General features: G+C 66.3%; 13 protein-coding genes and 1 other RNA gene. 4 read left to right on the top strand and 10 right to left on the bottom strand.

From position 1 onward, the window contains the following. Positions 1-35 precede the first annotated feature (35 nt). The 4 genes from ffs to ACFO0A_RS08125 all read right to left on the bottom strand — a co-directional run bounded on the left by ffs (position 36) and on the right by ACFO0A_RS08125 (position 3,942). An RNA gene (ffs, locus tag ACFO0A_RS08140) (signal recognition particle sRNA small type) lies at positions 36-130 on the bottom strand. Positions 131-166: 36 nt separating this feature from the next. Beyond that, positions 167-445, bottom strand: coding sequence for an ETC complex I subunit (locus ACFO0A_RS08135; RefSeq protein WP_379538513.1), 279 nt, complete (start codon positions 443-445; stop codon positions 167-169). Positions 446-493: 48 nt separating this feature from the next. Next, entirely contained in the window at positions 494-2,962 is a 2,469-nt protein-coding gene (hrpB, locus tag ACFO0A_RS08130; RefSeq protein ID WP_379538512.1) for an ATP-dependent helicase HrpB, read from the bottom strand. Between the two features lie 23 nt (positions 2,963-2,985). Then, on the bottom strand, positions 2,986-3,942 hold the full coding sequence (locus ACFO0A_RS08125; protein ID WP_379539628.1) for a polyprenyl synthetase family protein: 957 nt from the start codon (positions 3,940-3,942) through the stop codon (positions 2,986-2,988). A gap of 121 nt (positions 3,943-4,063) precedes the next feature. Between ACFO0A_RS08125 and ACFO0A_RS08120 the strand changes: the two genes are divergently transcribed. After that, positions 4,064-4,381, top strand: a complete 318-nt coding sequence (locus ACFO0A_RS08120) for a chorismate mutase (protein WP_379538511.1) — start codon at positions 4,064-4,066, stop codon at positions 4,379-4,381. A 10-nt stretch (positions 4,382-4,391) separates the two neighbouring features. Here ACFO0A_RS08120 and ACFO0A_RS08115 read toward each other — a convergent pair whose 3' ends face one another. From ACFO0A_RS08115 to ACFO0A_RS08100, 4 genes are all read right to left on the bottom strand, one after another. After that, positions 4,392-5,744, bottom strand: a complete 1,353-nt coding sequence (locus ACFO0A_RS08115) for a sensor histidine kinase (protein ID WP_379539627.1) — start codon at positions 5,742-5,744, stop codon at positions 4,392-4,394. Between the two features lie 85 nt (positions 5,745-5,829). Then, a complete protein-coding gene (locus ACFO0A_RS08110) occupies positions 5,830-6,507 on the bottom strand; it encodes a response regulator transcription factor (protein WP_379538510.1) in 678 nt (225 codons plus the stop codon). A 102-nt stretch (positions 6,508-6,609) separates the two neighbouring features. Next, on the bottom strand, positions 6,610-6,909 hold the full coding sequence (locus ACFO0A_RS08105) for a PepSY domain-containing protein (RefSeq protein WP_379538509.1): 300 nt from the start codon (positions 6,907-6,909) through the stop codon (positions 6,610-6,612). Positions 6,910-6,984: 75 nt separating this feature from the next. Beyond that, positions 6,985-7,701: an SIMPL domain-containing protein gene (locus ACFO0A_RS08100; protein WP_379538508.1), complete on the bottom strand. Its 717-nt coding sequence runs from the start codon at positions 7,699-7,701 to the stop codon at positions 6,985-6,987. Positions 7,702-7,827: 126 nt separating this feature from the next. Between ACFO0A_RS08100 and ACFO0A_RS08095 the strand changes: the two genes are divergently transcribed. After that, positions 7,828-9,624 (top strand): ABC-F family ATP-binding cassette domain-containing protein, encoded by a 1,797-nt coding sequence (locus tag ACFO0A_RS08095; RefSeq protein ID WP_379538507.1) that lies wholly within the window; start codon positions 7,828-7,830, stop codon positions 9,622-9,624. 9 nt (positions 9,625-9,633) lie between these two features. Here ACFO0A_RS08095 and ACFO0A_RS08090 read toward each other — a convergent pair whose 3' ends face one another. Then, positions 9,634-10,119 (bottom strand): DUF6456 domain-containing protein, encoded by a 486-nt coding sequence (locus ACFO0A_RS08090; protein ID WP_379538506.1) that lies wholly within the window; start codon positions 10,117-10,119, stop codon positions 9,634-9,636. Between the two features lie 117 nt (positions 10,120-10,236). Between ACFO0A_RS08090 and ACFO0A_RS08085 the strand changes: the two genes are divergently transcribed. Both ACFO0A_RS08085 and ACFO0A_RS08080 read left to right on the top strand, forming a co-directional pair. Further along, on the top strand, positions 10,237-10,809 hold the full coding sequence (locus ACFO0A_RS08085) for a helix-turn-helix domain-containing protein (RefSeq protein ID WP_379538505.1): 573 nt from the start codon (positions 10,237-10,239) through the stop codon (positions 10,807-10,809). 11 nt (positions 10,810-10,820) lie between these two features. Continuing rightward, complete coding sequence (locus ACFO0A_RS08080) at positions 10,821-12,026, top strand: glycosyltransferase (protein WP_379538504.1); 1,206 nt, start codon at positions 10,821-10,823, stop codon at positions 12,024-12,026. On the opposite strand, the gene secF is transcribed toward ACFO0A_RS08080, so the two are convergent. Then, a complete protein-coding gene (gene secF, locus ACFO0A_RS08075) occupies positions 12,023-12,997 on the bottom strand; it encodes a protein translocase subunit SecF (protein ID WP_379538503.1) in 975 nt (324 codons plus the stop codon). The two genes, ACFO0A_RS08080 and secF, sit on opposite strands and share 4 nt — an antisense overlap.

The following is a 12,997-nucleotide window of genomic DNA, read 5'->3' as shown; positions in this document are numbered from 1 at the left end:
GCTTCAGGCTAGAGACTTAGGCCGCTGATGTCAGGGAAAAAGGAGCCGGGTGACCCGCCGCAATCCGTTGTGGCTGCTTCCTTCCGGACCTGACCAGGTTGGCGAACGCAAACGTCCACCCGACTCCCGGCGCGCGATATGGCGGGGCCCGTCAGGGAATGCAAGCTCAGCGGAAATTGTCGGCGTAAGTCTGCAGCTTGAGCTTGCGCGGCGGGGTCGGAACCACGTGCGCCTCGATCCCGTAACGCGCGGCGTAGGCCTGCGCTTCCTCCGCACTCGTAAAGGTGAGCGTGACCTGCTGCTGCATGTCGCCCGAACCTGCCCAGCCCATCAGCGGATCGGGGCGCTTCGCCTCGGCGGGCACGAAGTCGAGCAGCCATTCCTCGGTCCGGGCGCGGCCGGACTGCATGGCGTTCTTGGGGCGTTGGAATATCCGTGCGGGCATGGCGCCGCGCTATCCCCATTCCCGGCGCCAAATCAAGCGCCGAGATGTTCAGTTACCGCGCGATCGTTCGAATGCGTTGCGGGTCTTCAGGCTCGGATCCTCGCGCCACGGCTCGTCAGGCCAGCGATGGCGGGGATAGCGGCCCTTCATGTCGCGCTGGACGTCGCGCCAGGTCCCTCGCCAGAAGCCCGGGAGATCGCGGGTGGACTGCAGCGGGCGGCCCGCCGGCGAAGTCAGCCTCAAGAGCAACGGGCGGGGCGGCTCGCCGAAAGTCGGATGACTGTCGAGACCAAACAGTGCCTGGACGCGGACTTCGACCGCCGGTCCGCCCTCGCCGGCATAATCGATTGGGTGCCGTGTTCCCGCTGGCGAGACGAACTCGGGCGGGGCCAGCCGGTCCAGCGCCTGGCGCTCGTTCCAGTCGAGCCGATCCAGCAGTGCCTGGTGCAGCCGGGATTGCGGGATCGCCCGCAGGCTGCGTTCGTCTTCGATCAGCGGACCGAGCCAGTCTTGCGCGGACGCAATCAGGCCCTCGTCCGAAAGGGCTTCGACGCCGGCGAATTTGGCGCGAGCCAAAAACGCCTGGCTCGCCTCCGAAAGCGGCAATGCGGCAAGGCCGCGCCTCGCGAAGTTGTCCAACAGCATCGCGGCTATCGCATCACGGTCCGCATCCGGATCGAACCCGCGCGACAGGGAAATTGCCCCGAGAAGACGTTCGCGAACCGGTTCGACGGTTTCGCTCTCGTCGCGCCAGCGGAGTTGGTGGCGGACGATGACACGGTGCTGCAACCAGACGCTGATGTCGCCCTCGTCGAGCGCGATCGCAGCGGTTATCCGCGCGCCGTTCGCCTGCCCTTGCGCGTCGGCGATCACCAGCCAATCGGCCTGGCCCGGAACCTCGGCGGGGTCGAGCCGGTAGGCCCGGCCACTGGCCGCAAGCCATTCCTCTCCGCCCGCTCTGCGGCGCCGGGCAATGCGACCGGGAAACGCCTCGGCCAGCAGGACGGCGAGCGGAGGTTCGCGCGTGCCGTTCGCGGGAGGGGAGATGAGCGCCGCCGACTTCGACCAGCGAGCCGCGAGTTTGCGCGATTCCTCTGCTCGACGAGAGCGGTCGCGGTCCCAGCGGTCCAGCCGGTGCGCGAGATCCACGTCGCGGCTGCCAAGCCCCCGCTCCTGCAAAAGCAGCGCCAGTCGAGCGCCCGTTTCGGACACGCCGTGCCGGGCGGCGAACAGGAGCATGTGCGCCACGGCGGGCTCCATCGGCAATTGCGCCATCGCGCGCCCGTGCGTCGTGATGCGGCCGTCGTTATCCAGCGCGCCGATTCCGGCCAGCTCAGATCGGGCGACGCCTACCATCGCTTGTGGTGGCGGATCGAGCCAGGTTAACTCCGCCGGGTCGCCGCTTCCCCACTGCGCCAGCGCCAGCACCAATGGAGCGAGGTCGGATGTCTCGATCTCGGGAGGGTCGAAGGCAGGCCGGCCCGCATGCGATGCCTTCTCCCACAGGCGATAGGCTGTTCCCGGCCCCTGCCGCGCCGCCCGGCCCGCGCGCTGATCGGACGAGGCCCGGCTCGCCCGATGCGTGACCAGCCGCGTCACACCGGCGGCTGCGTCGAACTCGGCGCGGCGGGAAAGACCGGCGTCGACGACGATCGTCACGCCGTCGAGGGTAAGGCTTGTTTCGGCGATGCTAGTCGCCAGTACGATCCGGCGGCGGCCGGCCGGATCGCGGCGGATCGCAGCTCGCTGCGCGGACGGCTCGACCTGCCCGTGCAGCGGCAGGACGACCGCCTGCGGCAAGCGTTCGGCAAGTCGTTCGGCGGTTCGCTCGATCTCCCGCACGCCGGGCAGGAAGACGAGGATGTCGCCCGGACCTTCACGCCATGCCGTGACTACTGCGGTCGCCACGCTGTCTTCCAGCCGCAACTCTGGATGCGCGCCAAGCCAGCGGATCGCCAGGGGATGGGCACGGCCCGCGCTTTCGATAAGCGGCGCTGAACCGGCGTTGTTACCAAGCAGCGCGGCAAATCGCATTCCGTCGATCGTTGCCGACATGACCAGGATCCGCAGGTCGGGCCGCAGGACCTGCTGGCATTCCCGCGCAAGCGCGAGGCCCAGTTCGCTGTCGAGATGCCGCTCATGCGCCTCGTCGAAAAGGACGGCGCTGACGCCCGACAACTCCGCATCGCTGAGGATCTTCGATACGAAGATCGCCTCGGTGACCACCAGTATTCGCGTGGCGGGCGATCGGCGGCTGTCGAGCCGCGTAAGATAGCCGGCGCGCCCACCGGCATCCTCGCCGAGCAACTCCGCGATCCGCTCCGCCGCCGCACGCGCCGCTACGCGCCGCGGGCTGAGAAGGATGATTATCCCGTCGCACCAGGTCTGGCTCAGGAGCGCCGGAGCGACCGCCGTGGTCTTGCCCGCGCCGGGCGGCGCGATAAGAACGGCTCTGTTCGAGCGAGCGAGCGCATCCACCAGGTCCGGCAAGACTTCGTGTATCGGGAGGTCAGTCATGGCGCCCTGGCGGTGCCGACGATCTAGTAAGTGCGGGCCACCGCGAACTCGGCCGCCTCGATCATCGCGGCTCGCGCCTGGCTGGCGGGAAAGCCCGCGACGGCATCGATGGCCCGCGCGGCGAAGTGGCGCGCCCGCTCGCGCGTGGTGTCGAGCGCCTGGTGCCGGCGGATAAGATCGGTGGCATGGGAAAGGTCGCTGTCGGAGACCCGGTGCCCCGCAATCGCATCGCGCCAGAACGCGCGTTCCTCGTCGTTGCCGCGCGCATAGGCGAGGATCACCGGCAAGGTCATCTTGCCTTCGCGAAAATCGTCGCCTCGGCCCTTCCCCATCGTGCCTTCGTCCGAATCGTAATCGATGGCATCGTCGACAAGCTGGAAGGCGATCCCGAGATTTCGGCCGTAGTCGTCGAGCGCGCGTTCATGCGCCTCGCCGCTTTCCGCAACGACCGCCGAGATCCGGCATGCGGCCGCAAACAGGGCAGCGGTCTTGGCATTGATGATGTCGAGGTAGCGTTCCTCGCTCGTCTCGATCTGGCGCTGGGCGGTAAGCTGATCGACTTCGCCTTCGGCAATCACGGCCGAGGCACCTGAGAGTATCTTGAGAACCTTCAGGCTGCCGTCTTCGACCATCAGTTCGAACGAGCGGCTGAACAGAAAATCACCTACGAGAACCGTCGCGGCATTCCCGAAGACGATGTTCGCTGCCTGCTTTCCCCGGCGCAGGCCCGACCCGTCGACCACGTCGTCGTGGAGCAAAGTGGCGGTGTGGATGAATTCGACCGCGGCGGCCAGCTTGTGGTGCCGGGTGCCCGCGTAATCGAGCAAGGCCGCGCTCGCCAGCGTCAGCATCGGCCGCATCCGCTTGCCTCCGCCGGAGATGAGATGGCCGGCAAGTGTCGGAATCAGTGGGATCTGCGACTGCATCCGATCGAGGATCACCGCGTTCACGCTGTTCATCTGCGGCGCGACCAGGGCCATCAACGGCTCAAGCGACGGCTGGGCCGCACGCGTAAAGGGAAGGATGGAAGCGCTCACCGCCGTCACTTGGAAGGGCTGCAGGAACTTGGCAAGCGCTGAATCGCGCCTTACGGCAACCGCGATGAGCCAGCAGACCGCCCCCGCACCCGCCGCCGGCGAGCCCGACCCGGTCCTTGCCGGCTATCGCGCCAGCATCGACAACTTCGACGCCGCACTGATCCACATCCTTGCAGAGCGCTTTCGCACCACCCAGGCCGTCGGCGCCTACAAGGCCGCCCGCGCGCTGCCGCCGTCAGACCCCGGTCGCGAGGAGCGGCAGATCGCGCGCCTGCGCAAGCTGGCGGGCGAAGCCAATCTGGATCCCGAGTTTTCCGAGAAATTCCTGCGCTTCATCATCGAGGAAGTGATCCGCCACCACGAAAAAGCCCAGCGCGGCTGAGGCACTCGGCCTAGCGCGCGCGAGGCAGGCGCAGCGTCACGAGGAGCCCGCCCAGATCCTCGCTTTCGCCCAGTTCCACCGATCCGCCATAGATTTCGGCGACATCGCGGACAATGGCAAGGCCGAGGCCAGTGCCAGGCTTTCCGGTATCCAGACGCGCTCCGCGATCGAAAATGCGGACGCGTTCCTCTTCGGGAATGCCCATCCCGTCGTCCTCGACCCATATCTCGCAGAAGCGCGGATCGTCAGAGGTAGCGCAGACGGTCACGAAAACGCTTCCGCCGCCGTATTTGGCCGCATTCTCGATCAGGTTGCCGAGAATCTCGTCGAGGTCCTGGCGTTCGATCGCCACCGCCGCCTCGCGGTCACCGTCGAGGTCCAGGCGGACGCTCTCGTAAAGCCGTGCGACCGACCGTACGACGGCTTCCGCGCTGTCCCACACGGTCGCGCGCGAATGGCCCACCGCACGACGGCCGACGGCGCGGGCGCGAGCAAGATGGTGATCCACCTGGCGGCGCATCACCGCGGCTTCGCGGATCGTCGTATCGGCTAGATCGGGTGCCTTGGCGGTCGCGGCATTCATGATCACCGTGAGCGGGGTCTTGAGCGCATGGGCCAGGTTGCCCGCATGCGTCCGCGCCTCCTCGGCCTGACGCTCGACGTGAGCGAGAAGCGCGTTGAGTTCCTCGACCATCGGCTGGACCTCGAGCGGCAATGGCTCCGTGACGCGATTGGCGCGGCCTTCGCGCATCTCGACGATGGCTCGGCGAACGCGGCGCAAGGGCCCAAGCCCGTAGTAGATCTGCAGCGCCGCCATCAGAAACAGGCCGAAACCCAGGATCGCGAAACTCCACACCAGGATCGAGCGGATCCGGCGCAACTGCGCATCCAGTTCACCTCGCGCTGCTGCGACGGTGAACCACCAGCGGACCTTGCTGTCGGGCAGAATGATCGACCGTTCGATAACCCGCAACGGCTCGCCCGCGAACTGGTCGCTGTCGTAGATATGCGGTTCGCTATCGACGTGATCGGTTCGCACCGCGAGGCTGCGGTCCCATAGCGAGCGCGAGGGAAAGTCCTCGTGGCCCCGCCCGCTGATCTGCCAGTAAAGCCCGCTGCCCGGCTCGAGGAAACGCTGGTCACCGAGCGGCCGGTTGAAGAACACCTCGCCGTCGGGGCCAATCTCGGCCGAAGCGACCATCGCGGTGAGCATGTAGCCGAGCTGGTCGTCGAAATTGCGCACGACCAGTCCGGTCAGCGTGCGGTCCAGCGCCACCCCGCCACCGATCAGGAGAACGAGAATCCACGCTGCGGCAATGAGCAGCATGCGCCGCGTGATCGACCCGGTATTGCGCGAAGCCATTTCCGCCGGAGCGGACCGATCGTCCGGACGCGGATCGGCGGCGCGCTCCGCCTCGGCGGAAGGCGTGCTCCCGCGCGGCGGCGGATCAGCCGCGGCCGGGACCGGCGGGATCGTCGAGGCTGTAACCGAGGCCACGGATCGTGGTTATCACGTCGGCACCCAGCTTCTTGCGAATCCGGGTCACGAAGACCTCGATCGTGTTCGAATCGCGGTCGAAGTCCTGATCGTAGATATGCTCGATCAGTTCAGTGCGGCTTACCACCTTGCCCTTGTGATGGAGAAGGTAGCTGAGGAGCTTGTATTCCTGGGCGGTGAGCTTGACCGGCTCGCCCTGCAGCGTGACGCGGCCCGAACGGGTGTCCAGCCGCACGTCGCCTGCGATGAGCTCGGATGAGGAGTTGCCCGAGGCGCGGCGGATGAGCGCGCGCAGCCGGGCAATCAGTTCCTCGGTCTGGAAGGGCTTGGCCAGGTAATCGTCGGCGCCCGCATCGAGGCCGGCGACCTTGTCCGACCAGCTGTCGCGCGCGGTCAGGACAAGGACTGGAAACTTGCGCCCCTCCTTGCGCCACATGCCCAGCACGGTCAGCCCGTCAATCTCCGGCAGGCCGAGATCCAGGATCACTGCGTCGTATTCCTCGGTCGAGCCAAGGAAATGGCCGTCCTCGCCATCGGTCGACAGATCCACGGCATAACCGGTCTGCTCGAGCGTCGACTTGAGTTGCTTGCCGAGAGTCGGTTCGTCCTCGACGATCAGGATGCGCATCGCTTGTCCCCTTTTGCGCCATTTGCTGGCGCACTGCGAAGTGCCGAAATGGTGTGTTTGGCAGGGCCGGTCAAGCGCGAGGCCCTAATAGGCGATGGCAAACTAACGCGACTGATGCAGGACTTGGCCGCTGCGCGCGTCGACATCGACGAAGACCACCCGGCCGTCGCGGATGAACTTGAGGCGGTAGGCCATCGCGGTCGCGTCGTATTCGGGGCCAAGGTACTGCATCCCCGACATAGAGGGCAGGACGCGCCGCTCGATGTCGCGCAGGGGACGCACGTTGCCTTCGCGCATTTCGCGGCGAACCTGGCCCTGCTCGTCACGCCGGGGTTCGGCGTGCGCGACCAGCGGGAGCAGGACAAGGGCCGTTGCGGCAAGATGAAGAGCGGTACGGCGCATGATGCTGGCATGCCTAAGCATCTCGCATTGAACAACCCGTGAATGCCGTGACCGTCCATCGTTCAGGATCCCGCCCTAGCGCGTCATCTCATATTTGACGGTAAGGTTCACGCCGGTGCCTACCTGACCCGGCTCTACCGGCGTCTTGGCGACGCGCTGCGCCGTGACCATCACCGCATCGGCGGCGTAAGGAACAGGCCCGCGGCCCGTAAAGGCCTCGGAAACTTCCAGTAGGCGCAGCCCGCTGAAACCCGCCAGCCTGGCGAATTCCATCGCCTCGCTCTGCGCGCGCTGGAAAGCGTTCTTGCGCGCGGTGGCGCGTGCAGCTTCGTCCTTGTCGAGGCTGAACGACGGACCATTGATGTTGGTCGCGCCGGCGGACACCAATGCGTCCAGCGTCCCGCCCACGCGGTCGAGATCGTGCAGGATCACCGAAACCTGATTGGATGCCTCATAGCCGAGAAAACGGGGCGGCATGTTGTCGTTATTGTACTGGTATTGCGGGCTGAGCGAGATGCTTGCGGTCTGGATGTCGTCCCGCGCGATGCCGAGCGCACGCAGCCTTGCGATGACCTTGTCCATCGCCGCGGCGTTCTGCTGCATCGCCGCCGTTGCAGTGGGCGCACGCGTGCTGACACCTGCTCCCACCGTTGCGGTGTCGGGCGCGGAGCGCACGACCTCGTTGACCGTCATCTCGACGACGGGTCCCTGCACGCCAATCTGCACCTCGGCAGCCAGCGCGGGAACGGGTAAGGTCGCGGCGGCAAGCGCCATTGCAACGGTCATGCGCATGAATTGTGTCCCTCCAAAGTCGAGGGCCGGATCGCTGCCCCTCGATGCATTACGCAGCGCTGAACCTTGTGGTTCCCGCACGCGGCGGGTGGACGCGCTCCGATCTCGCCGCTAACCCGCGCCGCCATGGCCGCAGCACCGATACTATCGTGGGAAGGCCTTGGTCTGATCCAGGGCAATGGCTGGCTTTTCCGCGACCTCGACATCCACATCGGTCCGCGCGACCGGCTCGCGCTCATCGGGCGGAACGGCGTCGGCAAGTCGACCCTCCTTCGGCTCATTGCCAACCAGATCGAGGCCGACCGGGGCAAGCGCTCGGTCCAGCCAGGCACCAGGATCGTCATTCTCGAACAGGATCCGTTCTACATTGGCGGGGAAACGCTGCTCGACTTCGCCACTACCGGTCCCGACGCGCCCGAACGCCACGCGGTTGAGGCGATTGCCGACCAGATCGGCATCGACCTTTCCCGCCCGACCAACAGCGCCAGCGGCGGCGAACGGCGGCGCGCGGCGATCGCCCGGGCACTGGCTTCGGAGCCCGACCTGCTCCTTCTGGACGAGCCGACCAATCACCTCGATCTTGCGGCGATCGACTGGCTCGAATCCTGGCTTCAGCGCTACACCGGCGCGTTCGTCGCGATCAGCCACGACCGGACGTTCCTCACCCGCCTGACGAAGGCAACACTGTGGCTCGACCGCGGTTCGCTGCGGCGCAAGGACGTCGGCTTCGGTGGTTACGAGGCATGGATGGAAAGCGTCTATGCCGAGGAAGCGCGGGCGGCCGAAAAACTCGACGCGAAGCTTAAGCTCGAAGCGCACTGGCTCGAGCGTGGCGTCACGGCCCGGCGCAAACGCAATCAGGGAAGGCTGGAGAAGCTTTACGAAATGCGCGCGACGCGGGCCGCGATGCTGGGGCCCGCGGGACCGGCCAAGCTCCAGCTCGGCAGCGACGACGTGCGCTCGAAATCGGTGATCGTTGCCGACAAGGTGTCGAAATCATTCGGGGGCCGCCACATCATCCGCGACTTTTCGCTGCGCATCCAGCGCGGGGACAGGATCGGGCTCGTCGGCGCCAACGGCGCCGGCAAGACCACGCTCCTCAAGCTGCTGACGGGGGAGATCGCGCCCGACAGCGGAACGGTGACCCTCGCAAAATCGCTCGACGGAGTGATCATCGACCAGCAGCGCAGCCTGATGGCGCCGGAGAAGACCGTACGCGACGTGCTTGCCGCCGGCGGCGACTGGATCGATGTGCGCGGGGTGCGCAAGCACGTCCAGGGCTATCTCAAGGACTTCCTGTTCGATCCCTCGCTGGTCGACACCAAGGTGGGCATCCTTTCGGGCGGCGAGCGCTCACGCCTTCTGCTCGCCCGCGAATTCGCGCGCCTTTCAAACCTTCTGGTCCTCGACGAGCCGACCAACGACCTCGATCTCGAGACGCTGGACCTTCTGCAGGAAGTCATCGCGGACTACGACGGGACGGTGCTGATCGTCAGCCACGACCGCGATTTTCTCGACCGGACGGTGACAGTCACTCTCGGTCTGGACGGGTCGGGCACGGTCGATATCGTCGCGGGCGGCTATGCCGACTGGGAGGCCCGGCGAAAAGCGCGCGATGCAGCCCGGGCCAAGCCTGCGCTGGCACGCGCGCCCTCGGCACCGGCACCGGCCGCGGCCCCGCCGTTGGCGAAAAAGGTGAAGCTGAGCTTCAAGGATCAGCGCGATTACGACCTTCTCCCCGGGAGGATCGAGGAACTTTCTGCACAGATCGCGCGGGACGAGGAAGCACTGCACGATCCTGATCTCTACTCGCGTGATCCCGCCCGCTTCGCTTCTCTGACGCAGGCGATCGAGACCGCGCGAAAGGAAGTCGAGGCGGCGGAAGAGCGCTGGCTCTCGCTCGCAGAGTTAGTCGACGGCTAGGATCGCGAACTAGCTCAAGCGGTAGAAATCGGCGACGCGGTCGAGCGCCAGGCGGAGCACCAGCTTGCCGCTGCGCACCGGCCAGGCCAGCGCGCGCTCGGCGACCGGGACGCTTTCCCCGGCACAGGCAACGCGCCACAAAATGTCGGACAGCCCCGGTCCTGCTGCCGCCACCGCCGCGTCGAAGCGCGTCCGCGCGGCAAGCTGCCGCTCGCCTGGCGTCAGGTCCCCCGATGCGCTTCCCTGCCCTCGAACCGGATCCCATCGCATGGTGATCGAAGGCGCGCGCTGGCCCTTCTCCCAGTCGGTGCGCAATCGCTCGCCCGCGTCGTACTGCCGGTCGGTGAGATGGCCGTGAGCATGCAGCCAAGCCAGCGGCGACTCGCCGAGATTCACGGTCACGCTCCGCTTTCCCCGCAGCGCCTGACCACCCTGCCCTTGCGTGCGGCGCGGCCCTTCGGAGGTCAGTTCGCGTTCGACCAGATATCTTGCCATTCCCGTATGCCTTTCGCCCAGACGTGCCGAATCCTCGGCTGTCCGGCCTTGCCAATGCTGGCCGCCTGTAGGAAAGTGAAAAACCATATTGGTTCGCGCGAAAGGTGCCGGCTTACCATGATCAACCGCATTCGAGACGTTCGACGGCAGAGGCGCATGACCCTGGCCGATGTCGCGGTGCGGTGCGATCCGCCGACCACCGCGCAAACCATCGGGCGGCTCGAAACCGGCATGCGCAATCTCTCGCTCGACTGGATGAACCGCATTGCCGCGGCACTTGAAGTCGAGCCGGAGGCGCTTGTCCGGGGGGCAGAAGCGGCGACCCCCAAGATGATCGCGCGCCTGGTTGAATCGGGAGCGGAGGCCCTGCCCCGCGAAATGGAAGCGATCCTGCCCAGCACGCTTGGCGGCGACGGGACGATGGTGGCGCTGGCGATAGAGGTCGGCGCGGGCGATTATCGTGCGGGCGACCAGGTGTGGTTGCGCCAGCTCGCCCACGACGATTTTGGCCGCGCGCTCAATCGCGATGTGCTCGCCCCCCGTCCCGCCGGGCGCTTTGCCTTCGGCCGGATGATTGACGGTCGTGACGGACGGATCGCTATCCTTCCGCCCGGCGCCGGCCAGCGGCAGGTGGTGATCGACCGCCCGCCGTGGCTCGCTGTTGCCGAAATGCTGGTCCGGTCGCTGTGACGGCCGGGGACGTGGCAGCCCCTCGCCGCGTCCTGTCGCTGGCGACGCTCTATCCGAACCCGGTGCGGCCCGCGTTCGGCACGTTCGTCGCCCGGTCGCTAGAAGCGCTCGCGGCGCGGGGCGATTGGGAGGTGACGGTGATCAATCCCTTGGGAATGCCGACAGTGCCTTTCGGCCAGTATCGCGAAATCGCGGACCTGCCGAGTCTCGCCGTCGAAGGCGGGATCGACGTCCATCGGCCGCGCTTTACGCTTGTTCCAAAGCTGGGCGGCCGGTGGAATCCCGCGCTCATTGCCCGGGCGGTGCTGCCACTGGCACAGCGCCTTCACCGCGCCACCCCGTTCGACTTGATCGACGCCCAATTCTTTTATCCCGACGGCCCGGCAGCCGCGCGGGTCGCGGCATCGCTTGGCCTGCCGCTCTCGATCAAGGCCCGTGGCGCCGACATCCACTATTGGGGTCAACGAGGCTTCGCGCGCCGGCGGATGCTTTCTGCGGCGAGCCAAGCGCGCGGTTTGCTCGCCGTGTCGGATGCGCTGCGGCGCGACATGATCGCGGTTGGCATGCAACCGGAAAAAATTTCGGTTCACTATACCGGCCTTGACCGTCAGTTGTTCGAGGTAACCGAGCGCTCGCAGGCACGCGCACAACTTGCGGAAAACGCCGGCCTCCACGTTGCTACATCGGGCAAGCTCCTTGTCACCGTGGGAGCCTTGACGCCCCGCAAGGGCCAGCGCCTCGCCCTGCGCGCTCTGGCGATGCTGCCCGATGCAGTGCTGAAGGTTGTCGGGACCGGGCCAGACGAAGGAGATCTCCGCCGCCTTGCCGCCGAGCTGGGGTTGAGCGACCGGGTGCAGTTCCCGGGATCAGTGCCCCATGAACAGCTTGCGACTATCCTCTCTGCTGCCGACGCAATGGTCCTGCCATCGGCGAGCGAAGGCCTTGCCAATGCCTGGATCGAGGCGCTGGCCTGCGGCACGCCGATCGTGATCAGCGACGTCGGCGGTGCGCGCGAATTGCTCGACACGCCGGTCGCGGGACGCCTTGCTGCCCGCAATCCCGATGCGATCGCACAGGCGGTGGGCGAGATATTCGCCGATCCTCAGCCGCAAGAAGCAGTGGCTGCAACGGTCACGCGCTTCAGCTGGGAAGCCAACGCCGCCGCGCTTGCCCGCCACTACGACGGTTTGCTCGGCGGCGGACGGTCCTTGCCCTAGCGCGCGCGGGCGGCGCGTTCCTGCCGCTCGACCGCGCTCTCGGTCGGAATGAAGCTGCTCGACGTCACCCGCAGCCAGATCAGGATCGGCGCGGCCATGTAGATTGAGCTGTACGTGCCGACGAAGATGCCCAGCGTGATCGCCGCCGTGAACCCGAACGTCACGTGAGGTCCGAGCAGGAGCAGCGCGAGCAGCGTAATCAGGACGGTCAGCGAGGTCATGACGGTGCGCGCCAGTGTCTCGTTGACCGAGAGATCAAGCAGCTCGGGCAGCGGCATGCGCCGGTATTTCTTCAGATTTTCGCGAATCCGGTCGTAGACCACAATCGTATCGTTGAGCGAGTAACCGATGATCGTGAGGATTGCCGCCACGATGTTGAGGTCGAATTCGAGCTGGGTTAGCGCGAACATCCCCATCGTCAGCGAAACGTCGTGCACCAGTGCAAACAACGCACCGACGCCGAACTGCCATTCGAATCGCACCCAGATATAGGCGGAGATCGCAATCATCGCGGCGATGAGCGCCGTCATCGCGGTCTTGTAGAGCTCTCCCGAAACCTTGCCCGAAACCGAATCGACGCCGTCGATCCTTGCGTCGGGATGTGCCGCCTTGATCGCAGCGGTGATCTTGCGGCTCATCGCGTCGGCCTGCCCCGGGTCCTTTCCGGAAAGTTGGGGCAATTTCATCCGGATCGAGACTTCATTGGGCTTGCCATAGCGCTGAATAATCGGATCGCCGTAGCCGAGCGCCGCGACCTCGCCGCGCAGCGAAGCGACGGGGGCCTCCGCGCTTTGCGTGAAGGTGGTGCGGATCATCTGGCCGCCGACGAAATCCACTCCCAGGTTCAGCCCTTGCGTGAAGACCAGCGTCCACGAAGCCGCCATCAGGATGAGGCTGACGACGTAGAACGGCACCCGCCAGCGCAGGAAATGAATGTTGGTGTCCTCGGGGACGAGCTTGAGCAGGCGCAT

The organism is Novosphingobium tardum, assembly GCF_042652045.1.
GTDB lineage: Bacteria > Pseudomonadota > Alphaproteobacteria > Sphingomonadales > Sphingomonadaceae > Novosphingobium > Novosphingobium tardum.
This window is presented reverse-complemented; position numbering and strand designations above follow the sequence as displayed.